The organism is Sphingobacterium bambusae, from assembly GCF_033955345.1.
GTDB lineage: Bacteria > Bacteroidota > Bacteroidia > Sphingobacteriales > Sphingobacteriaceae > Sphingobacterium > Sphingobacterium bambusae.
On record NZ_CP138332.1, the window covers coordinates 1286280 to 1309708 of the forward strand.

At 43.5% G+C, this 23429-nt stretch carries 18 protein-coding genes; 9 read left to right on the forward strand and 9 right to left on the reverse strand.

Going from position 1 to position 23429, the window contains the following annotated elements; all coding sequences use genetic code 11:
• Window positions 1-59 precede the first annotated feature (59 nt).
• The 3 genes from SCB77_RS05465 (at window position 60) to SCB77_RS05475 (ending at window position 4828) form a co-directional block, all read left to right on the forward strand.
• Window positions 60-752 (forward strand): hypothetical protein, encoded by a 693-nt coding sequence (locus SCB77_RS05465; RefSeq protein ID WP_320185424.1) that lies wholly within the window; start codon window positions 60-62, stop codon window positions 750-752.
• Between the two features lie 70 nt (window positions 753-822).
• Window positions 823-2022, forward strand: coding sequence for an MFS transporter (locus SCB77_RS05470; protein ID WP_320185425.1), 1200 nt, complete (start codon window positions 823-825; stop codon window positions 2020-2022).
• A gap of 160 nt (window positions 2023-2182) precedes the next feature.
• Window positions 2183-4828 carry a DUF3857 domain-containing protein gene (locus SCB77_RS05475; protein ID WP_320185426.1) on the forward strand — a complete coding sequence of 882 codons (2646 nt, stop codon included), beginning with the start codon at window positions 2183-2185 and terminating at the stop codon, window positions 4826-4828.
• A 79-nt stretch (window positions 4829-4907) separates the two neighbouring features.
• Here the strand turns inward: SCB77_RS05475 and SCB77_RS05480 are convergent, their stop codons facing one another.
• From SCB77_RS05480 to SCB77_RS05515, 8 genes are all read right to left on the reverse strand, one after another.
• Window positions 4908-6380, reverse strand: coding sequence for a TlpA disulfide reductase family protein (locus tag SCB77_RS05480; RefSeq protein WP_320185427.1), 1473 nt, complete (start codon window positions 6378-6380; stop codon window positions 4908-4910).
• A 4-nt stretch (window positions 6381-6384) separates the two neighbouring features.
• The gene (locus SCB77_RS05485) at window positions 6385-7899 is read right to left on the reverse strand and encodes a PKD-like family lipoprotein (RefSeq protein WP_320185428.1); all 1515 of its coding nucleotides are present in this window, start codon (window positions 7897-7899) and stop codon (window positions 6385-6387) included.
• A 9-nt stretch (window positions 7900-7908) separates the two neighbouring features.
• Window positions 7909-8631, reverse strand: coding sequence for a DUF4843 domain-containing protein (locus SCB77_RS05490; RefSeq protein WP_320185429.1), 723 nt, complete (start codon window positions 8629-8631; stop codon window positions 7909-7911).
• 9 nt (window positions 8632-8640) lie between these two features.
• On the reverse strand, window positions 8641-10140 hold the full coding sequence (locus SCB77_RS05495; protein WP_320185430.1) for a RagB/SusD family nutrient uptake outer membrane protein: 1500 nt from the start codon (window positions 10138-10140) through the stop codon (window positions 8641-8643).
• An 18-nt stretch (window positions 10141-10158) separates the two neighbouring features.
• On the reverse strand, window positions 10159-13578 hold the full coding sequence (locus SCB77_RS05500) for a SusC/RagA family TonB-linked outer membrane protein (protein ID WP_320185431.1): 3420 nt from the start codon (window positions 13576-13578) through the stop codon (window positions 10159-10161).
• 272 nt (window positions 13579-13850) lie between these two features.
• Window positions 13851-14822, reverse strand: coding sequence for a FecR family protein (locus tag SCB77_RS05505; RefSeq protein ID WP_320185432.1), 972 nt, complete (start codon window positions 14820-14822; stop codon window positions 13851-13853).
• Window positions 14823-14910: 88 nt separating this feature from the next.
• Window positions 14911-15471 carry an RNA polymerase sigma-70 factor gene (locus tag SCB77_RS05510; protein ID WP_320185433.1) on the reverse strand — a complete coding sequence of 187 codons (561 nt, stop codon included), beginning with the start codon at window positions 15469-15471 and terminating at the stop codon, window positions 14911-14913.
• A gap of 890 nt (window positions 15472-16361) precedes the next feature.
• Window positions 16362-16697 (reverse strand): hypothetical protein, encoded by a 336-nt coding sequence (locus tag SCB77_RS05515; RefSeq protein ID WP_320185434.1) that lies wholly within the window; start codon window positions 16695-16697, stop codon window positions 16362-16364.
• A 178-nt stretch (window positions 16698-16875) separates the two neighbouring features.
• Between SCB77_RS05515 and SCB77_RS05520 the strand changes: the two genes are divergently transcribed.
• From SCB77_RS05520 to SCB77_RS05540, 5 genes are all read left to right on the forward strand, one after another.
• Complete coding sequence (locus SCB77_RS05520) at window positions 16876-18009, forward strand: MBL fold metallo-hydrolase (RefSeq protein WP_320185435.1); 1134 nt, start codon at window positions 16876-16878, stop codon at window positions 18007-18009.
• Complete coding sequence (locus SCB77_RS05525) at window positions 18009-18725, forward strand: 2'-5' RNA ligase family protein (RefSeq protein ID WP_320185436.1); 717 nt, start codon at window positions 18009-18011, stop codon at window positions 18723-18725. The genes SCB77_RS05520 and SCB77_RS05525 overlap by 1 nt, the downstream gene beginning before the upstream one ends.
• Before the next feature lie 33 nt (window positions 18726-18758).
• Window positions 18759-19457 carry an alpha/beta hydrolase gene (locus SCB77_RS05530; RefSeq protein ID WP_320185437.1) on the forward strand — a complete coding sequence of 233 codons (699 nt, stop codon included), beginning with the start codon at window positions 18759-18761 and terminating at the stop codon, window positions 19455-19457.
• Window positions 19458-19560: 103 nt separating this feature from the next.
• Window positions 19561-20004: a KTSC domain-containing protein gene (locus SCB77_RS05535; protein WP_320185438.1), complete on the forward strand. Its 444-nt coding sequence runs from the start codon at window positions 19561-19563 to the stop codon at window positions 20002-20004.
• 172 nt (window positions 20005-20176) lie between these two features.
• Window positions 20177-21121 carry a DUF2167 domain-containing protein gene (locus tag SCB77_RS05540; protein ID WP_320185439.1) on the forward strand — a complete coding sequence of 315 codons (945 nt, stop codon included), beginning with the start codon at window positions 20177-20179 and terminating at the stop codon, window positions 21119-21121.
• Window positions 21122-21193: 72 nt separating this feature from the next.
• Here the strand turns inward: SCB77_RS05540 and SCB77_RS05545 are convergent, their stop codons facing one another.
• The gene (locus SCB77_RS05545; protein WP_320185440.1) at window positions 21194-22696 is read right to left on the reverse strand and encodes a hypothetical protein; all 1503 of its coding nucleotides are present in this window, start codon (window positions 22694-22696) and stop codon (window positions 21194-21196) included.
• 131 nt (window positions 22697-22827) lie between these two features.
• On the opposite strand from SCB77_RS05545, the gene yiaA reads away from it, so the two are divergent.
• Complete coding sequence (yiaA, locus tag SCB77_RS05550; protein WP_320185441.1) at window positions 22828-23295, forward strand: inner membrane protein YiaA; 468 nt, start codon at window positions 22828-22830, stop codon at window positions 23293-23295.
• The last annotated feature ends 134 nt before the right edge of the window (window positions 23296-23429 follow it).

A 23429-nucleotide genomic window follows, 5' to 3' on the forward strand; every position in this document is an offset into this window, starting at 1 on the left:
CCTCATAGGATATGTAGCAACTTGTTCACTTTACTCGTTACACTTTTAAAATCTATCTTATGAAACAAAGGATATTACAATTTTTCTCGGCATTACTTATTTTGACCAGTTTTCTTGCCTGCAATAAAGACGGTGAATCTTATGAAACGTTAACACGTCTTGCGAATCTAAAAATAGAAGAGGCCGTAAGCCTTACACAAGGCCATACATGTGGTACCCTAGATGAATGGCGTATCGATACGCTATCCTACGCCTACGTCCCAGTACATCCCAGCTTTGAAGATGCATATAAAAAGCTCGTCGCGGAGGCAAATGAACTATATCGCCAAGCCGATAAACTCCGAGGAAATTACCCTAACTATGATGTTCTACGGGCGTCTTTACCGCCACATTTTGGTATACGTTGCATAGAAAATGAGGTTAAGGTCGCCGCCGCAACGGACTTGAGCGTAAACGAAATCGACAGTCGCCTAGACCAGCTCCTTCCCGAGTTGACTATCTTTTTTGATGATGTGCCCTGCAATGATGCCAAACTTTGGAATGTAGCCACCATTCGGAAAGATTGCGATTTCATTGATATACTCATAACCAATACCGACAATTTTTATGTGTTTGGACAAATGTTGAAAACTTATACCCATCTTCATGCGGCAAAACGGCATCTCAACAATAGCCCTGAATGTCCCACGGTAAATGAAAATCCTGCAAAGGGCGTCACTTGCGAAAACGGCAAACCTAAAATCAGCTATTGAGAAACGTTTAATTGGTGCTGTTTGTAGACCATAGTTTTGCATGCCCCATAATTTTTGCAAACTTTGTGGCATGCTCGACTGGAAGACAAATCTCTACACCTGTTGGCTAGGCTGTTTTGTGACAGGCATAGCCATCAGCATGGTTCTTCCCTTTCTTCCACTACTGGTGCTGAAGCTTGGGGTGCAGGATCATGAGGAGCTATGGTCTAGCTTGGTGTTCAGCATTACCTTTTTAGTATCGGCTATAGCAACACCCTTTTGGGGCAAACTGTCTGATCGCTATGGACGAAAAATCATGTTGCTACGGGCATCATTGGGGATGGGCATCGTGATTTTTTTCCAAGCCTTTGTGACGGAGGTTTGGCAACTGCTCGCTCTACGTGCGGTTATGGGGATTACCTCCGGATATATACCTACGGCTGTCGCCCTAATTGCGGCACAAATTCCGAGCGAAAAGAGTGGCTGGGGATTGAGTGTGTTGTCAACAGCGCAAATATCCGGTGTATTGATAGGCCCACTTCTTGGCGGCTATATTGCCGACAAGCTAGGTATTTCTCCTGTATTTATCAGTACCTCCATACTACTACTTATCAGCTTCTTTATCACCTTATTTCTAATCAAGGAAGACGTTAAACCGAAACAAAGCATCGTCGAGGAGCAGCCGGTATTGCCACCTTGGCGTACATTAATTAGCTCAACGCGGATGATCTACGCGCTGTTGCTGGCCTCCATGCTGATACAGGTCATGAACAGCTCCATCAACCCCATTCTTTTACTCTACGTGAAGCAGCTCGCACCGCAGTTGGAAAACTTGGCCTTCACGAGCGGTATCCTAAGCGCCGCCCCTGGATTCTCTGCGCTATTCGCCGCCCCGCTGCTGGGGCGTATCGGCGATCGCGTGGGCATACCGAAAGTTCTGTTTGGGGCACTTTTGTTTACGGTTTTGATCCTCTTGTGCAGTTTTTTCGCGACCAATATTTACCAATTAGGTGCGTTACGTTTTCTGCTAGGCTTTGGAGAGGGGGCCTTATTTCCGTGTATACAGAGCCTGTTGGTTAAACACAGCGACAAAAGGATCTATGGACGCCTCTTTGGTTTCAACCAGTCCTCCATCTATATCGGTAATATTGTTGGACCGATAATCGGTTCCTGCGTAGCCATGTTTTTTGATTTTAACCTAATATTCATCGTGGTTGCTGCGCTTAGTTTGGCTGCCGGCACCCATCTATTTCTAGCAGAACGAAGGTTGAGGATGTTGAAAAGTTCATAATCTTCGATTGCTTAGAAGCTACTGTCCGACGTTTATCTTTCGTTAAAACGCCTGTATTTTACTTCCTCGTCTAGCGTTATCTTTTCTTCTTCGGGCAAAGAAAACTTCAGCTTCCTAATATTTCAATTAATTATTATCTTCGTTCAAGATTATTAACTCCATGAAATTAAGTCCTTTTTTCGGCACCATGCTGATCCTGCTGCTGGCGTCTTTACATACCATTGCCGCAATTCCGACATTGACAAAAAGTGCGGTTCCCAATTGGATCCGTGCTTCACAACAAAAGCCTGTTCCTCCAAACTTAGAAGATATTAGCGAAGGATACTATTTCGAGCGTATTGAATATCAAGTAAATCTAGCGACACAAACACGGTTTTTCAAAAATATAAAGGTGCTCACGGAAAACGCTGGTGCTGAAAACGCAGGACAAATCCACCTATCTTTCAATCCACAATACCAAACGCTGGTTTTGCACGAACTGTACCTGCTAAGGGAAGGCGAACGCATAGACCGCTTAAAAATTGGAAAGTTCGAGCTTATGCCCTACGAAACGGAACTATCAAGATCGATCTACAACGGATCCTACGCCGCCTATCTCCTGTTGGAAGATCTACGTAAAGACGATAAAATCATCTTATCCTACTCGGTAAAAGGTGCTAATCCAGTTTTTGCGGGCAAGTTTTTCGACACCTTCTATTTGCAAGGTTTCGAGCCTGTCGGACAAGTGCTGGTTAATTATGTTGTACCGAAAGACCGTAAACTGCAGTTTAAAGGCTTCTTGGGCGCACCGGCAGCACAACAGCAAGATCTGGGCTCGGCAATTTCCTATTATTGGGATGTTACCGACGAAAGCAAGGCAGATTATGAGCCTAACACCCCTTTTTGGTATGCCACGCGACAACGTGTGGAGTGTTCCGAATTTAGCAAATGGTCAGACGTTGGTAAATGGGCGTCAGACGTCAATCCGATTCCAACCTTGCAGTCCTCGGGTAAACTGTCGCGATTTGCGGATCAGCTTTGGCAGAAATCAACAGGCGATTCCATGACCTATGCGCAGCTAGCGGCCGATTTCGTTCAAAATGATATTCGCTACATGGGGATTGAAGTGGGTGAATATTCCCATCGGGCAAATAGCCCTGAAAAAGTGTTTGCGCAGCGCTATGGAGACTGTAAAGACAAATCGGTTTTGTTGGCCGCTTTGCTAAAGCACAAAGGTATTCTCAGTGAGCTTATCCTTGCCCATTCTACTGAAGACTATGGACGGGAAAATTACTTACCGGCACCCTCAGCGTTCAACCACATGGTGTTGTACTTTCGGATCGACGGTCGAGGGCAATATATCGACCCGACCATAACCAACCAAGGCGGGCCATTTCGTGATCGCTATTTTCCATTCTATGGAAAGGTGCTCCCTGCGACAGCCGGTGCCAAGTTGCGCGATACGGAAAAGATCGTCGCGGGCAACACGCGTATTGAAGAGCGTTTTTACTTAAACAAAGACGGCGCCGCCACCGTCGACGTCGTGACCATTTATACGGGGCCCAACGCAGATAATATACGCAGCTATTTCAAGCAAAATGCTAAAAATCAGATTGAGAAATCCTATCTAAACTACTATCAGAAACTTTACAAACAAGCCTCAAAACGCGCTGCTTTAACCTATGAAGATGATCTAGCAAACAATATCTTCCGCGTTAGGGAATTTTATACAGTGAAACAGTTGACCGAGCGGGATCCATCAAGCAATAGATTAGCCGTATCCGCCTATGCGACCAACCTAAGCAGCTCCATTCCAGAAGCGTTGGAATCACGACTCTCGCCCATCGCGCTCCAATATCCGTTGACTTTGGAACATGACGTATACCTTATTAATCCTGATGATGTTGACGTTCCACCAATGCAGGAAAACAGCTTTATAGATCGTGAAAGCTATTATTTTGGCAAAAACATCAAGACGGATAACGACACTTTGAAAATTTCCTTTCGACTGGGCTTTCACGACAGTTATGTCAAGGCAAATCAAGTTGCGAATTACATCAGCGATTTTGGTCAAAAGAACGAGTATTTCAGTGCCGCCGTTTTTCTCGATGACGATGGATTTATCACGGGATCAAATACGCATGACAGCACAAACTACTGGTCGATATTCGCTTTTGTAGGTCTCCTTGCGCTGTTCGCTGTAGTCGCCTTTCGGTATTACAATAGTACGGCGGCATCATCGCTTATCTGGTTATATGAAGAACCTCGACATGATAGTATCGGTGGCTGGCTTGCGCTACTCGCTATAGGTTTATTCTTCAGCCCTATACGGGTATTCTTTACGGCTATGCTCCCCTTCGCGTTTAATGCACAAGTTTGGTCCAATTTGACGGCTGGGAACAATGGGTTGCCCGCATTCTATATGCCCGTCTTTCTACTGGAGTTTGCAGCAAATACGTTCATCATTTTCCTATCAGGCTACTGCTGTTACCTGTTGATGAAAAAACGCGACATTTTTCCACAAACGGTATTCTTCCTAATGCTGTTTCAATTGGCGGCCGTTGTCTTTGATGCCATTGCTGCCAACGTATTATTTAATGGTCAAGCAGAATTTCAGGCTGATCCTACAGAAATCGTTCGAAGCATCATATTTGCCGCCATTTGGACATCATACATCTTTAAATCTACTCGGGTGAAGGGTACCTTCGTGTTGAAATACGGTGAAACATTGCGACCTGTTAACTTTCATCATGACGCGCCCTGGGACAACGAAACCGTAGCACAAGAAACGGAAATCGAAAAAGCGGAAGACCAAGGTAAAGAGTAAGTTAGCTTTACAGCAAAAAACGGCAGGACGAATAATGGTCCTGCCGTTTTTTTATTGTATGATTGAATTTATTTTAGCGTTATCCTTTCTTGTAAGGTTTCTTGGCCGCTTCGATCAGCTCCTTCATCTCCATTTTAATGTAATCCACATTTGGCGTTGACCCGGTTAGGAAATAGCGAATATTCCCTTCCTTATCAATGACAAATTTAGCGGGGATACCGTTCACGCCAAATTTAGCAGCCATCACCTGACCTGTTTCGGCATCCTTTTGATCATCGTAAAGCACTTCGAAGGGATATTTGTTCTTTTCTATAAAAGAAACGACATTCTTTTTGTATTCTTTGTCGCGTTCCCAAGTATTGATAAATAGGAACTGAACGTCGTCGTCATTTTCATACGCTGTTTGTGCGGCCTGCATTCCTGGGAAAGAACGAATGCAAGGCTGGCACCAAGTTGCCCAAAAATCCAATACCACCACTTTGCCTTTCAAACTAGCTAAGGATACCGTTTCACCCTTTAGGTTAAGCAGCTCAAAGGCGGGTGCAGGTTTGAAAGTTTCCTTCTCTTTGATATGTTCCCGTATAGCAACCAACAATTCGTTTTTCAATCCGGTATTGAAACTTTCATAGCCTTGAAGCGAGCCATTTAAAGCGGTGTAAAGCGTTTTTAAATCATCCTCTACCCCAAATTGTCCTTTGGCATATAGGCCTCTTAAAATATTGAAGGCTTCCAGCTTCCTATTAGCGTTTATTAACAATTTGTAATACACAGAAGCGAGACCATCTGCCTGCTCCGGCGCCACAACAAGTGCTTTTTCTACCAAATCCAACGCTTCGGCGTGCTTTCCTTGATTTACTAAAATGCCCACATAAGCCGACATCGAGCTGGCGTAACCCATTGAGGCAAAACGCGCTTTATTATCTTTTTGCTCTTCAGGCAAACTGATGTAGTAATAGGCATCGTCCATAGCTGTCTTTAACAAAGGCGCCGCTGCCGTGGTATCTCCCGCCGCTAATAATGTTTGTGCGACAGGCAGATAACCGTTCCCTCGCCAAAAGCGCTCTTTCATTTCGCTAAGGTAACTTACGGCTTTAGTAGCGTTGCCTTCCTTCGCATAGGTACCAGCCAAGTTGGCTAATACATAGTCGTAGCTAAGCTCCTCTCCTACAAAGTTTTTTTGCGGCCATTTTTTCGTCAGCTCCTTATAAGCCTTCTCCTTTGCTTCAGAGGTTTCTGCTTTATAAAATACATCCGAAACGAAGGCATCTCTAGTTAACGATCCTTTTGGAAATTTCTTCTTAGCCTGCACGCCCAGTTGCTTCTGATCCTCTTCATGTCCAAGGGCATAGAGTAGGTTCATGGTGGTACGGTACTCTTGCTCCGTGTTATAGCCTTTTACTTCGCCCAGTAAGGCGGTCGCCAAAGAATCCTTTTGCGCGAGGGTACCATTTTCCCATATGGGGCGGTACTGCTGAAAGCGGTTGACTTCATTTTGTTGTGCAAAGGCGACGCTTGCAGCCAACAACAAAGTTGCTGTTAGTTTTAGTTTCATTATATTAAAATTTTAGTTCCATGTCAATAATTTTCCCGAATCCGGTGTATGTCTTATCTAGAGTGCCAACATTGCCATCAGCGCCTACAGGCAAATAGTAAACCTTCCCTTCGACTCCATTCCAAGTGGCGAGCACAAGACGAGGCGTATTCAGCCCATAGCCATGACGCTCAAATTTGATACGGGTCAGCGTCTCGCCAGCTCCAAAAGAAAATGCTTCTTTATACGTATCCGACGTTACTTCATAACGGTAGAGCTTGCCATCAAACGCATAGAATAGATGCGGGGTCAGCGTCGAACATACCGCATCTAGCGCCTGAGCAATTCCTGGCGCCTTAATCTCGGCCTTACTAACCGTAATATATGGATCCTCGGCGGAACGCGTGGTTTTGAAGCGCAAGAGGTAACCCTTCCCGTCGCTATCTTTCATAATGGCATTTCGAAGGGTCTGCACATTAGATGAATCTAGCTTGATAAGATCTAATCCTACGTTGTTCATATCAAATACCGAGGTGTTGATAGCGACATCATCGAATTTTTTCAGTGCCCCGGCACTCACGTCGTAAAATCGCTTATTTTTCTGGTCATACATGATGATATCATAGATATCACTTACATTGTTAATGCGATTCCCTGGTGTATACTGCGGTGCAAGTACATAGTCGTATCCATTTGAAGGAGAGGTGAGTTGCGTTGTAAACTTCTTTGCGCCAGGAAAACCGCCCACCTGATTAACGTGTAGATTACCCTTATTAACAAGTAAACCTAAATTACTTGTTCCCGCTCCACCCCAAGCAATGTAAGATGGTGCTTTAGATGTTGGTGGCGTAAAAAAAAGATAGTTGAAGTCAAATCGCTTCTTCATGGTGGTTCCGTCGAGCTCAATTGCATCGCTCTTTCCTACGATATAAAACTTCTTGCCGTCTGGCCCTACGGCATCGGATATAGACCTCGGTGAAATAGTGAACGAAACAGGATCTTTTATAGGACTATCCGCATTCCGAAAAGAATAAATTTGCCTGTATATTTCTCCACTTTTTAACACCATTGACAAATCCGCTGTATTATTTTTTTCTTCCAGAAAGATCCAGCCTTGGGTAAATAAGTCAGAAACGGTGAGTTGATAAAAATAGTAATAGGAAAGTCCATTTCGATTATTGGTAACCTTATAGGTTAGCTTATAATCTTCTCCTATGGTAAAAATGTTTGGGTCTACTGTATAATCCAAATTTTTTGATGTACTGATGCGGGTACTATCTTGGACGTAAGAGGCACTGGCCGAATTTAGATAGACGAACCAGTCGTAGCTGAAATCCTCTGCGTTTCCATTTAGTTGGACTTGCGGCGTCAACCGCAAAGTTCCCCCTTGCTGAACATAAATCTGTCCGGAAATAAGCGTATCCTGTATAGCTAACGGGGCAATAGCTACATAATCGTAGTTTCCATGATCTTTATAGCAGGACGTGGCAAACGTCAACAAAAAGATAAGTGCTAGAGATATATTTATCGCTGTTTTCATTTTTAGTAATTAAGGTAATACAACACGGTTGCCGTTTTCATCTAATAATGGCCCCTGATCGCGTTCATGTTCGTACAGCGCGTAACGGGCATTCTGTACCATTTGGTTTTGATCTTGCGGCAGTGAAACAAAAGCATTCCACGTTTTGTAGCCAGTGGAACCGGTTAAAAAAAGAAGTTTTGTATTGGAGTATTCACCAAATAATGGCAACCAACGCGCATCCCATATACTGGGCTTGGATAACTTGTCGGTGAGCGTGAATCTGTAAGATAAGCGATCAAAGGCTGCGCCCACGACCACATCGTTGTAGCCAGCTTTCAGCTCGCTATTATCCACAACTTTTAGTTTCCCCACGATGGTGCTATCTTTTAAGCCCGCCCTTCGGAAAAAGATCAACGAAGCGTCGACCTCATATTCTCCAGCGGGAATGAACAAGTTCTCCACCTTATAATGGTATCCCTCCTTTGCATTTGAGCCTTCTTCAAGCATTAAGGAAATAGGCCGATCGTAGTCCCTTGCCAAGCCCATAATGCGGAAGGTCAAACCTATGGTGTCCGTTGTTACATCGGTTGTTTCCAAGGCAAAGGAATAGTCTACACTATCTAAGCCTCCTCCACGTTTGTAAAAATAAACACTGGGGTCATCCTGATACATGAGTTGTTCATCCTGCGAGCAACTACTCATCAACAGGGTAATCATAAAAACAAACTGTATATTAATCAATAATTTCATGGCTGTTCATTAGTTAAGTCCAAATTCAATTTCACTCTGCGGAAGTGGAAATACATACTTAGCGTTGCTCATTGTCCCCCCAACGCTGTTCTGCAATGTCAGGGTATTTTTACGCTTGTAATAAAACCATAATTGCCCCTCCGCGTAAAACTCTTTACGGTATTCCTTGAATAGTTCATTGTCTAATAAAGTCGCCGTATTAACTATTGCTGGGTCTAATACAGGTATCAAGCGCGCTTGCCGCACCGTGTTGAGATAGGCGACACCCTCAGCGATACTAGGCGATGCTTCCGCTGCAATGTAATACATCTCGGGTAAACGGACGACGGGTATCAAGCGTTGATTGGGATTGTTTACGCCCGTTCCGCCTACATAGTACTTAGTCGAAAATACCGTCCCCGTATTGAAAACATTCCACCGTCGAGCAGAAGCTTCTAGCCCGCGTATGTCGGATCCATATCCTGTCAACGTGCGTTCATAGATCCCGTTAAGGATCGCTTCCGTCGTAAACAGATCGGCAGCTTCAGCCGTCGTCGCTTCGGTTTTAAAAAGCTCATCGGACAAAAGCTTCAGATCTGATCGGTAAATAGAAAAGATGTGTTCAGAAGAAAATATGGTATTGGAATTATCCGCTGCGGGATTCGTATTCAGGTTAGAACCATTTGCGAAAGGAAAAAGTTGACTGTCTATCACCTGTTTTGCATAAGTTAGGGCTTCTTCCTTGTTGTTGTTATACAGGTAAACGCGAGCTAGGATTGCTTTTGTAGCCCAATAATTCAATCTATTCTGCCGGAACATAGGAAAAAGCTCCAACGATGTACTTCCTGCATTAGCAGCTATTGGGTCTATCCTTGGATACACAGAAAGTAGTTCTTCTGCTTCTTTGAGATCCGCAACAATGCGATCAATCACCTCCTGAAACGCTAATGCTCGACTGGGTTGTACAGAAAATGCCTCGATATAAGGTATGGTCTTCTGGCCGGCGCTGGGCAAAGCCGTGAGTGAAGGCGCAAAAAGGCGGAGTAGATCAAAATGTGCCATCGCTCGAATCGCCAATGCTTCGCCCTTGACCAAGTTGTAATATACGCCGGTAAAAAGTTGCCTATTGTTGTCGATGTCCTTTAATATGTAGTTTGATTGGGCAATGATATTGTATTGCTTAGACCAAACACGCGCTATACTGGCTTCTACAGAGGCGTCAATGTAATTGTATCGGGCAAGCTGTCCATATACATTTGCTGTCTGCGATGCTTTGTTTAAATAAAGCTGTGCGAGCACATCCATCATCCCGAAAGACAATTCCTTACCGTAGCTGTCATTTTCAGCCATTTGTTGGTAAACGCCGATGAGCGCATCGATGTATCCCTGCTGAGAGCTGAATTGTTGACTCTCGGTAGTTTGGGTTGACGGATGCACATCCAACCACTTGTTGCAAGACGAAAACAAGCTTAGCACAAGAACAACGCAAAACGCTCGTAACAGGTGCATTTTAAATTCTTTTATATTCATGTTGATCATCTTTACGTGTTAAAAACTTGTTGAAATTTGTAGCGTGAATGAGCGTGCGAAGGGATAATCAAGTCCCCGCTCCCTTTTGATGGTGGATATACGGAAAACGTCGTTTGTAAATGCGGTAACCTTCGTGTTGCGCAGCTTCATTTTCTTATTCAAGGCATCAGTAAAACGATAATAAATCGATAGACTTTCCAGCGACAACAGATCGTCTTTCTGCACAAAGCGAGACGTGGCATAAGTTGCAGCCGTTATGGTGTATCCATCGGCATCAATTAGTCCTTTGAAAAAAGTTTGATCTCCGGGGTTCAGCCATCGCTCTTCAGCCACACGCCGATCCACATTGTACAAATTGACATTCACACTCTCTACCCGATCGACCAATGTTTGGTTGTAGGCATAGCCTCCCACTCTAAAGCGGAAATAAGCATTAAGACCGAAGCCATTCCATTCCAAGTTGGTACCGAAAGTTCCTTCCAATTTAGGTCTACTATCAGCGACTATAACTTGATCAAGTGGATTATAGGTGTTTGTTACTTTACCATCGCGCGTACGGAAAATCTCATAGCCCGTTGCGGGGTCTATACCCAACGATGGTACTGCCCAAATAGCCGTCGTTGATTGTCCTTCGGCAAATCGTGTAATAGGCAATGTCGACAGGGAATCGTTAGCTGCTTTGTTCAGCGCAGCGATCGTATTAGAAACCTTTTTGATTTTATTCTCTACAGAGAAGAGATTAACAAATACCGACCAATTGTTACGGTTTTGCATGCTATTGATAATATTGTACCGTGCATAAAGTTCCCATCCCTTAGACTGCAAGTCGCCCATGTTTTCCTTGTAGCTATTGAATCCTGTAGACGGCGCAGTCGAGATACTGGCAATTGACCCTTCTGTATTTTCCAAATAGTAATTCGCAGTCACATCAAGACGATTAAACAAGGTAAGATCCACACCAATATTATTCTTCATGGTTTTCTGCCAAGCAAGCGCATCATTACCGAATCCCATCAAGTAAGTCCCTATTAGTCCGTGATAAGCCGTAGCCGTAAAATAGCGTGAAGTGGTCATGCCATAAAAGGAATCGAAATTTTGTGACCCGGTGAAGCCGTAGGAATAACGTACCTTCAGCCTATCGAGCCCAGATATGTCTTTTAGGAAGGGTTCATTATGTATGTTCCAACCGGCTCCTGTAGACCAAAATGGAGCAAAACGATTTCGCGCCCCAAATTGCGAAGAGCCATCCAACCTGTAGGATAGGTCAAGGAGGTATCGGTTATCGTACGCGTAGCTACCGTTAGCAAATATACCGGCCAGCCGCTGTATATTTTCCGTACCAACCGGCTTTGTATCCGCCTCAAATTGAAGCCCCTGAGTGAGATTATCCAAGGTTGCATTCGGAAAGCCAATCACACGGAAGGCTTCGGTATCACTCCCCAATTGGCTGATGTTACCACCCAGCGTACCGAAGAGCATATGCTTACCAATCAATTTGTTCAGGTTGGCAGAAAATATACCCTCGTAACGCTGACTTTTCCCATAGGCCTTGTCATAGCTCCCCTTTTCAAAGGTGGTTCTCTCCGTAAAAGATGAATGCTGAGCAGGCAAAAACTTGTCGGACTCGTCTGCCTGATAAGAATAGGCAAACGTTCCTTTGAAGCGCAACCAATTATATGCTTGCCATTCAAATGCAAAGTTATTGACGATGCTGTTGTATTTAGTCTGATCAACTAAATTTAGCGAGGCGTCGTACAGCGGGTTGGTCGGCCTTCCCTCATAGCCGGTAAGATTGTCATAATTATCGAAATTAGTCAAGCGTACACCTCCTTCGTCGAAAATCTCTTCTAGGTATATTTTATACGTTCCATCTGCGTTATATGGAGTCCAGTAAGGATTCAAACGAGCATATTGCGCAAAGGATCCATAAGGGGAGTTTTTCCCTACATTCGTCGTTAACGTAAGGTCGTTTCGGAAGATTAAATTCTTGAAGCGATAGCTGATAAATGTATTTCCGGACATCGTTTGCCGATTAGACCCTTTCATGGCACCTGCCGAGTTGAAGTAATTAAGATTAACACCATATTGTACTTCTTCTTGACCTCCTTCAACATATAAATTATGTTTCTGCCCGAGACCGGTACGAACAGGCTGGGCTAACCAATCGGTATTGACGCCTGAAAGCACTGCTGCCTGACGCGCACTGTAAATCGTTTTTAATTGCTGATCACGCATATTCCATGAATAATTATATACGCCGGCCTTTCTTTCTATGTCCAGTTTCTCTTGTGCGTTGAGAATGTCATAACCAGTCAAATCAGGAGCTTCAATCGTCATGTTACCAGTATAGGTAACGTTTAGCTTTCCCGCTTTGGGACGTATGGTTTCAATCACGACAACGCCATTGGCGGCACGTGATCCATAGATAGATGTCGCGGTCGCATCTTTCAGTAGGGAAACAGATTTTATACGTGTCAGATCCAAATCATTGATGCGGGTAAGCGAAACTTCAAATCCATCCAAAATAAACAATGGGGTATTGGGATTACTGTTGTAGTTAAACGGCGTACTGCTAGAAACGTTGGGATCAACCAAACTGTTTCCACCGCGAAGAGTTACGTCGGGCAATGCATTGGGATTAGAACCTAGATTAAGATTTTCAGGCATCTGAAATGAAGGATCGAGCGACTTAAGTGCAGTCAACACATTGTCACTTGACACTTGCTGAAGGTGCTCCTGCGAGAAAGATCGGGCTGCGCCAGTGTACATCTCGGCAGGACGTTCAAATAAACCAGTCACCACCACATCTTCGATCTGCTGTGCATCATCGGGCTTCAGCGAAACCAAAAAGCTGGTTTTATTGCCTACGCGTATTTCCTGTTTTTCGTAGCCGATAAAAGAAAATACCAATACGATGGTATCGCTCGGCACCATCAGCGACCAATGACCGGCAGCATCCGAGGCTGTACTGCTGTTGTAGGAAAGATCTCTGGCTAGCTTCTGCCAATTGCGCATAACAATCGACACCCCAGCCAACGGTTTCCCATCTTGGTCAACCACCTGTCCTCCAACGGCACGCTGTTGTGGTTTATCTTTTATCGTTGTATGCGAGGCGCTAGCATCTTCAAAGAGAACCAAGTTTTTACCACGTTGTCTGTAACGTAGCGCGGTTCCTTCCAATAAAAGATCCAGCGTTTGCGCAACTGTTCGCTGTTTGCGATCTATATTTTTCACCTGGTATTTATCCACAATCTCGGTAGGATAAAAGATATGCAAGCCCGTCTCTTGCTCCAATTGTTTAAGCGCTGATTTTAAGGTCGTGGAACGCATTGTTAATTCCACCCTACTGGTATTAATATCCTGCCCCAGCGTAGAATTAGCTGCTAAGAGGTTCATCGTCAAGATGAGCAGCAGCCCGCAGATTGCATTGACTCTCATAAGAAAAGAGAAATTAGATCGTTTATGCCAGCTGGAGGAGCAGCACAGTCCTCCACTTGCAAAAAACAAGAATTTTTGCATTATTTGTATTAGGTTAAATGTTTTACCAAAAATGTTTAGTTCCGAAACTCCCGCAATGCTTCCTACGGCCGTGGGAGTTTTTCGTTTATACTACTTTAAGGTGCTTGATTACGTGTTGTTTTCATGATCGTTACGTTAATTTAAGAGATTAGTATTTTTATGTTTACTGGTGTTTTTCGAGCATCGCCCTCTCAATCGCCACAGCCATGGCCACGTACGGTATAAACACCATCTTTATTTTTCGTATAGCTCGCTTGCCTCGTTTCACACAGGAGATCCAGCACTTCTTCTAAAGTCTCCATACCTGTTAAACCTCCTGTAACTGGGCATCCGGCTAGCATTGCATTTTCAAAGACAATCTTCGCTCCATATCGACGGCCTAGTTTTTCCGTAATCTTGCCAAAGGGCTGCGAGTCAAAGCGTATGTCTTCAACCGTCCACAGCATCGTTTGCTCCGCTTCAACTTTCTTGGTCGGCAATGTCACGGTATTTTCTTTTACATGAACCTGCTCATTGGCGGTCAGTGTTGCAAGAACAGCTTCGGCTCGCTCAACGCGCACTTTACCGCGCTGTACAGTTACCTGAACATCCTCCTGCCCTTCACTAGCTTTGATCGTAAAGGCAGTACCCAACACCACCGTCTTTACTTTTCCGGTATGAATAATAAAAGGCTGGTCTTCACGGCGATTGATATCAAAGTAAGCTTCACCGAATAATTCCACTTCGCGCGTTGCTCCGAAAAAATCCGTTTTATAACGCAATCGGCTACCGGGCCGTAGAATAACCTTGGAGCTATCAGGAAGGAGTACAAAGCGATTTTCGGCTTGCTCCTTCGGCGGTTGTGCGATCAGCTTATCGCTACGACCATCCAAACCCTGCCAAAAAGCGATCCCAAACGCCATCAGCAAAAAGGCCGCTACGGCACCATAGCACCAAAAACGAAGTTTTTTGTTTTTAGCAACAGAAGCCTTCCCCATCTCCGCCCAAATTCCACCTTTCAGGCGCTCCTCCAATCGTTCTTCCTCGTCTGGGTCGGCAGATTCCCAAACGACTTCATCCACCGGATGTGATCGGTACCAAGCTAGGAGTCGTTCACGCTCTTCGGCAGTCGCGGTATCGGCCAGGTATTTTTCTATCAAATAATATAGCTCCTTATTATCCATAAAAACGGTTATTATTTAGAAGTACCCCAAGACTAGGCGTTCCCCTATATGATTAGCAAGAAAATTTAATTTTTTTATTGATTTTTTTTTAGAAAAGGAAGAAAAACAGGCTAAAACCCACCTTACGAAGGTTTACACGCAACACTTTCAATGCTCTTGTAATGTTTGCCTCCACGGCTTTTTCTGATATTTCGAGCTCCTGAGCAATTTCTTGGTGAGATTTATGTGATTCTCTACTCATTTGAAACACCAATTTACACCTTTCAGGTAATTTCTCTACAATGCCATCTACATATTCCTTTAAAAAACGAGCATCTATAGCTTCTTCATCAAGCTGAACACTAGACTGTGTTAGCACAGACTCGCGAATCAGCGCTTGTCTTTTGGCGCGATGCAATGCTTTGAAGGTAGAAAACTTAATCGCGGTAGCTAGATAAGCCGAAAGCGAATCGATAACAAGATCAGTGCGACGTTGCCAAAGAGAAACAAAGACGTCTTGCACAATTTCTTCGGCCAAGGCTTTATCTTTCGTATATTGATACGAAAGAGCAAGCAACGTTCTCCAGTAATGATCGTATACTTGACCAAAAGCCTCTTCATCGCCACTGCGAATCGCCGATACCCATACTATTTCCGAATCTTTTGCCATGACCTATAGTTCTCTCTTATCTAATACCTGCTAACGTTCCAACACAAAACATGACCGCTTGTGTCTACACCGCTCCGCTCATCGAAGCAAATATATAAATAGTCATAAAAAAGTCTACTAATTTTGTAGATTAAATTTGTTAGTTGTTAGACTTCGTGATTTTCCAACACGGCATAGGCACCTTCTTCGTAGCAAAGGAGCTAAAAAAATAGACCCAAAGTTAGAGAAAGTATAAAAACCGCAATTATCACTTACATTACAAATGTTAGCAGTACATTTAAAAAACACAACAATAGTAGTGAAATTCCGTAAATTTTACAAAAAACAAACTGATTTATAAAAAAAACAACAAGAACACATGGAATATAGCCTTACAAAACAAAATCCATCTTCTCATAGAAACCAAATAGAGAGATGCCTTTCATTCATCCTTCGTTTTTCGAACATCGCTAAAAAAAAAGCTGCATTCTGGGGAGAATGCAGCCTGATGTTTGGATCATTAATGCTGATCCAGCATTTTGCTCGATATTTCAGCATCCACCCGTCGGTAAGATATGAAATACCGAACGGTTTGTCTATCTATATCAAACTTAGATAGTATGTGAATTTAAAACAACGCATATCTCATTTTTAGCAAAATTTTATTTTGAACCCCGAAAATCAAAAAAAGATTTAACGTTTTAGCAGACAAAAACGAAAATCAGGGAGATACAGCACGCAAAAAATAGAAAAATAGCAACGAAACAGAAAGATGAGAAGATAAATAACTGTCTAAACTGAATAAACAAGCATCCTAAAAGCCGATAGCGAATAAAAAACCACAGATAAAATACCTCGACCCAAAAAAAACAAAAATAGACTAACGTAGCCGCACAGTCAATCCACTAGTTTTAGTCAAAAAACTGAACTTTATTCAATTTATGTCCACTAAAATCCAATCTTTCCGGAGAGAGCCCCTGCTCATCTGAAAAAATATAATAAACATCAGCGGCTTTGAAAACTACCAGCACTTGTACGCTTTTAAAAGGATGGTCTTTACCAATAGTATATACTATTTCATCGTTATTGCTATCAATGTAACTAAACGAATAGACCAATTTTTCTTGCACCAGCTCCCCTGCGTCCACCGGCAGCAAAGACTGTAGATAGGCATAAATATCGCCATGTTGCTCGGCAACATCATTCGTAAGATGTTTAGAATCTGGAATAAAAAATTGCTTTGCCATAATCGTAAATTTTTAAATGCTATGGATCGAGATCCAACTTTATGCAAAATAATATAAAAAATGGGAAGGACAAAGGTTTGCTGATGCAAATACCCTTTATTTTACAGTTTTTTTATCTTAATTTCACAGTGGCCTCGGACAAAGCCGACAACCGGCGTTTCATCGTACCTACACCGACATGACATTAAAAAGAAAACGTTTTTTTAAATATACAGCCTATACGTTGGGCATATTGCTACTGCTTTGTGGCGGCATTCTTATCCTTTTTTTAAACAGTGCTCAATTTGGTAAATTGCCCGAAGGAGCTCGATTGGAACGTATAAAACAATCGCCCAACTACAAAAACGGTTCCTTTGAAAATCAATCCCCAACGGCGCTCATGAGTAGCGACAAATCGTTGTGGCAAAGCACCTGGGAATTCCTATTCAATGACGTTGCAGACCTTGTTCCCGAGATTGCATTGCCAACGGAAAAGACCGCACTTGCCAGCCTTCCTCCAGCGGAAGATCTCCTTGTGTGGCTGGGACATTCTTCACTGTTTTTACAGCTCGACGGTCAGCGTATACTTGTGGATCCCGTTCTGATATCGGCATCTCCAGTATCATTTATCAACAAGCCCTTTTTAGGTACCGATCGTTTTAAACCGGGAGACATTCCCCCCATCGATCTCCTTTTAATAACGCATGACCATTGGGATCACTTGGACTACCACAGCGTGGTACAGCTTCGCGAACGTGTGAAATCGGTTGTTTGTCCACTCGGTGTTGGTGCACATTTGGAACATTGGGGATTCCATCCAGACATCATCCGGGAGGTAGACTGGGGCGAGCAATTTGCAGTTGATAAAAACATAACGCTCACTGCCCTTCCTGCGCGACACTTTTCCGGCCGAGGACTACGATCCAACCAAACGCTATGGACGGCCTACATGCTGCAAAGCTCCTTTGGCAACGTATTCCTCTCTGGTGACACGGGGTACGACACACATTTCAAGGCCATCAAGCAGCAATTTGCACAGATTGATCTTGCGGTTATAGAAAATGGTCAATATAATGAAGATTGGAAATACATACACTTACTTCCACAAGATTTGACCAAAGCCATTGACGACTTACAGCCAACACTTTTTATGACGATACACCATTCTAAATTTGCCCTCGGCAGACACCCCTGGTATGAACCTTTGGAAAAGATTGCCGACGCGGCTATCGCCAAGAAGCTTCCATTACTAACACCTAAAATAGGCGACGTATTATATTTAAGAGATACCACCCAAACCTTTACACGCTGGTGGGAGGCGGCAGAAAAATAATGGATTTCAAGCAAACAGATTTAGGCGCGCATTACGAACGCATGTATACGCAAGCATGGGAGAGCTTTACCCATGACAGTTACGAGATTGACGAAACCATACATGACCCCAACGATACACGCTATGGCATCACCTTGGTGATACGCCCGAGTGCGGCGGTCAAAGAAAAGATCGACTTTATGCTGGCCGAGCTTGCTCAGGTAGAACCAAATCAATATTACTACCCTCCTTCAGACATCCATATAACATTAATGTCCATTATCTCCTGTTATCCGGAATTTCAGTTGGAAAGCATACAAGTAGAGGAATATGTTAGCCTAATAAAAAAAAGCCTTGCGACATGTAAACCCTTTGACATTCATTTTCAAGGTGTCACCGCATCACCATCTTGCATTATGGTTCAGGGCTTCTTGCCCGACGACCAACTGAACCCGTTAAGAGACAGCCTGCGTAAGCATTTCGCGGAATCCACCTTGGAAAACTCACTGGACAAACGATATGCGATAAAAACCGCCCACACTACCGTGCTACGTCTACAAAAAAGGCTCACAAACAAAACCCCTTTCTTAGAGACGGTGCAACGTTTCCGCGAGCATGACTTTGGCAGCTTTCCTGTAACAGAAATTGAATTAGTAGCAAACGACTGGTATCAACGGGAAAGTCGTGTAAAACACCTACACAGCTTTGACTTAACACGAAACAACAGCAGTGAATAAACGCGCATCATCGATACGCACATAACATTAGACATGGAAGTGGACAGCGCAAGGAAAGATCTCAAACGTAAGAGCAAGAATATTTATCTTTTTAGTGGATTGGGCGCAGACGAAAGAGCATTCCAAAAACTCGACTTCGGAACCTTCTCCGTTCATTTTATCCGCTGGATTCCGCCCGGTAAAAATGAGACAATGAGTGACTATGCAAAAAGGATTCGTGAACAGATAACGGACGAAAATCCCATTCTTTTAGGCCTCTCTTTCGGTGGGATGATCGCCGTGGAGATTTCAAAGCAGATCTCTTTCGACAGGCTCATCCTGCTCGCTTCTGCCAAAGTAAGCAACGAAATCCCCCCTTATTTTCGTTTGGCCGGAAAGATGAGACTGCAAGCCCTGATACCGACCGCATGGTTGAAGCGACCTAACCGTCTTCTCTATTGGCTTTTTGGTACGAAAACAGCATGGGAAAGAAATTTGCTAAAGCAAATCTTGGCAGATACCGATCCTCTTTTCTTGGATTGGGCGCTACGCCAAATTGCGACATGGAAAAACGAGGTTTCTCCTCGACAAGTATTACATATACATGGCACAGCGGATCGTGTCTTGCCTATAAAATATATTAAAAGTGATGTTCAGCTCGATAATGCGGGGCACTTTATGACGCTTAACAGGGCTGACGAATTAAGCCTATTGATCCGTAAATACCTAGCGCAAGGAAGCGGAGAGCAGTAAAGCCCGACAACTGATGGCTAAATAGCAGACAATTAACGAAATATTAACCCCACATACCATCTTTTTGTTGAACCGTTGGAACAGAATAACTACCTTTGCGCCGATGAAAAAAATAGCAGACTACAGAAAACTTTTAGATTTAGATAGCAAAGCTGACCTCAGCACCCTGAAGTCCCGCTATCGGCAAATCATGAAGGAATGTCACCCCGATAAATTTGTGAATGATGAGGAAGGCCTTCGTAACGCCGAAGAAAAAAGCAAGGAGATGATTGAAGCCTACCATTTTTTGGTGAGTATCTGCCCTGAAACGCTAGAAAATCAACGTCCAATTTATCAAAACACGATCGATACATCTAATATCAGCGATTTTGACTGGAAGGGACACATCTTGACCATCACCTTTTTGGACGGCAGCAAGTACGAGTATTTCAATGTTCCGCGCAATGAATACATCAAGCTGGTGAATGCTGATTCGCCCGCTCGTTTCGCAAAGCGCCACATATACGCCAAATACCCTTACCGCAACGTCTTAAAAACAGCGGAATAGCTTCGCATAAAAAAACTAACGAATCGATCGGTACGAAGCACTGATGCGCAACCGGCGATTCGTTTTTTAACCTAAATTTAATTCCCAAACCACTGATTTCTCATAGTCAGGAGACAAAAATTTTTCTATATTTGGTTCAGGATTCATTACAAAACCTTATTCTACCAAACCAATGAGAAATATATTGCTTTTTTTCATACTGTTGTGCTCATCTTTAATTATTCATGGACAAGAAGTGGACAGCACACAAGCTACGATCGAAGAAATTGAAAAATCGTTACAATACAGCACAGGAACTATTCCGCTTGAACGCGGCAACGGAATACTTCAAGTACCGAAAGGTTTCCAGTTCTTAAATCGCGAACAAAGCAATTACGTATTGAGTACGCTATGGGGAAATCCAGAAGACCAAGATATCATTGGTATGCTGGTACCGGAAGGAAAGGGTGTGCTTCACGCTAATAGTTGGGCCTTCACCATCAGTTATGATGCGATGGGTTACGTAGAGGATAAGGACGCCCAAGAAATTAATTACGATGAAATGCTTGCCGAAACCAAGAAAGATCTTGCCAGTGAAAATGAAAACCGAAAAGCAGCTGGCTATGGCTCTGTAGAACTGATTGGCTGGGCCTCTAAACCCTACTATGATGACAGCAAGAAAGTATTGCATTGGGCAAAGGAAATCAGCTTTCAAGACGATAGCCTAAACACGCTGAACTATAACCTGCGCGTGCTGGGGCGCCGTGGGATTTATTTGATCAATGCCGTTGCTGCCATCGACCAACTTCCCGAAGTGGAAAAGAGCATAGACCCTATCATAGCCAGCGTTAATTTCAAAGAAGGCGACCGTTATGCAGATTACGTGGATGGCGACGAGGTGGCTTCTTGGACCGTCGGTAGTTTGGTAGCAGGAAAGATATTAGCAAAAGCCGGCTTTTTCGCCGTATTACTTAAATTCTGGAAGGTGATTGCCGTAGCCTGCGTAGGTGGTTTCAGCTTTATTTGGAAAAAGATAACCGGACGATCAAGAAAGGAGGAAGAAGAACTTGCTATTGAACCTGTTGCGGGAGAGGATAAACCACTGCAGGATCTAGAGGATAGCAATAAGAACGGTTAACGGCGCTCCGAAATCTTTTTCCATACGATATTCCAACAGGCTACGCCTAAATATAGGCGTAGCTTTTCACAGCTATATTGCCGCCCCCTCATGCTGCATCAGTTCTAAACTAATGAGGTATGCCGATTTTTTACGCCATCTTGCCATCAACCAAGCGATAAAGCTTAAGTTGAAAATATCGGTATTCTCTGGACTGTTTAGCATTTGAGCAACAGCATGTTGAAAAGAGGACTCAAGAGCTATACCGGGATCCAGCAGATAACGCTCCACCAACCCTAGATAATGTAACACCCTATCCTCCGCGATTGTGCGCAGATATTTTTTATACCTTCTCCGAAAGCTGTTGATCCGCGACATGGCTAGCTCCATATTTTCAAACTGGGCATGCACCAAAATTTCCATCAAGTTCTTACGGATGATCCACAGCATCCCCAGTTTCTTCTCATACCAAGCGTCTGTACGTGTCAGCATCGCGAGTTGCCGTAAGCTTGATCGATCATTGCATTGCGCCATAAACATCGCTAAGGACAGCCGCAAATCGGCAATATCTTCCGCTTTTGCAGCAGACTTTGCTCCAGCAAGCGTTTCCTTCAGCAGTTCTATTGCATCGATCGCCTGTCCCATAAAATAAAGATTAAGCGACAACAACAGTTGATGACGCAAAAAGAAAACACCGTAGTAACGACTATCTGTCGTCATCAAAGCCATCATGTCTTGGAGGTAGTGGAGACTTTGATCAAATTTTTTCCGTCTTAATTGAAAATTCGCCAAAAAATAAACAATGGAAATCTGATAAAACAGATGGGCAGACTTCTTCGCCGGCTGATCCCGCATAAATTGGTTCGTACGTTGAATGTAGCGCTCGATCAACGCATAATTTTGTTGTATCGCCGCATATTCGTTGGCGATAAAAAGAATCTGGTAGATCGACTTATAGGTCATTAGTTCTTTGGCGTCAATCTTATACTTGCGAATTGTTGTGATGATCAGGCTGCCTAATCGAACAATCTTTCCTTCTAACTGTATCGCCTGCAATTCTTTCCTCAAAAAGGCATAAGCCAAATTGAGCTTCGCCTCCCGCTGCATAGCTGCTTGGTTTTGCAAGAAACGAGCGCTCAACGTATCGAGCTGTTCCGCCTCTGGCAGATGTGCATATTGAAGTTTCAGAAGCAGCAGCTCATTCAACAGGTTGAACTGTTCAAGCTGTTGCGCCAATCGTTCGGCTTTATCTAGGCATTTAAAGGCAATCTTGGCTAGATCATTTTCAAGCAGAAAACGTCCGACCACAACAAGGCGAAGTACTTCATAGGTATCGGAATGACTGCTTTCAAAGGTTTTCTGCGATAGGAAAAGCAGTAGACTGTCTTGTAATCTTTTACGGAGGGCATGGTAGGCATCTCTGTTTTTTGAAGATTGATGCAGCTTAGATACCGCATCCATATCGTCAGTAATAATCAAATCCAGTAAAGCAATATTCTTTACATCATTACGTTTGTTTTTGCGCTCTAGAAATTGCTTAAAAAGCTTTTTATCTGTATCATTTAACAAACCAACTAAGGCCGAAAGCGTATCCATAAGTGAATATTTACAGATAAAATTACAATAAATAATAAAATTATATCGTCAGTATTTTAAATTTAATGACTTTCACAGGTTCCTTTTCTACCCGACATTTGCTTTCATATTAATCATTAAAACAAATAAATATGGAACCGCTACAACACAAAACAGAAGAAAACGCACCGATCGTAAAACATGACGAGAGAGTTAGAAACCCGTTCAAACCGACAGCAGCCTTTGTAGGAGCATCATGGTTTGCCTTGCTCACCGGAACAGTAGGCTATTGCATAGGATTATGGAATGCCACGATGGAGCTCAACGAAAAAGGTTATTACTTTACCATTTTATTATTCGGCCTCTTCGCCGTCATCTCGGTACAGAAGAGTGTTCGAGACCGTGCCGAAGGATTGGCTGTTACCGACCTCTACTATGGCCTAAGTTGGTTTGCAACAATCGCTGCCTTGGTTTTACTGACTGTAGGACTGTGGAATGCAGATCTTGCGCTAAGTGAAAAAGGCTTCTACGCCATGTCATTCTGCCTAAGTATCTTTTCAGCCATTGCCGTTCAAAAGAATACCCGCGACGCAAAGATGTTCGAGGATAAAGAGCTGTAACGTAGCGGTTGCCCTCCCCGCAGTGACTTGCCTTGCAAGCCTGCGGGGTTTTAAATACGCTAGCACCGTCTTAAAAGCGTTATGGGGCTATTCGTACAGAAATATTAACTTAGGCTAGCCATTCTTGGCCACCA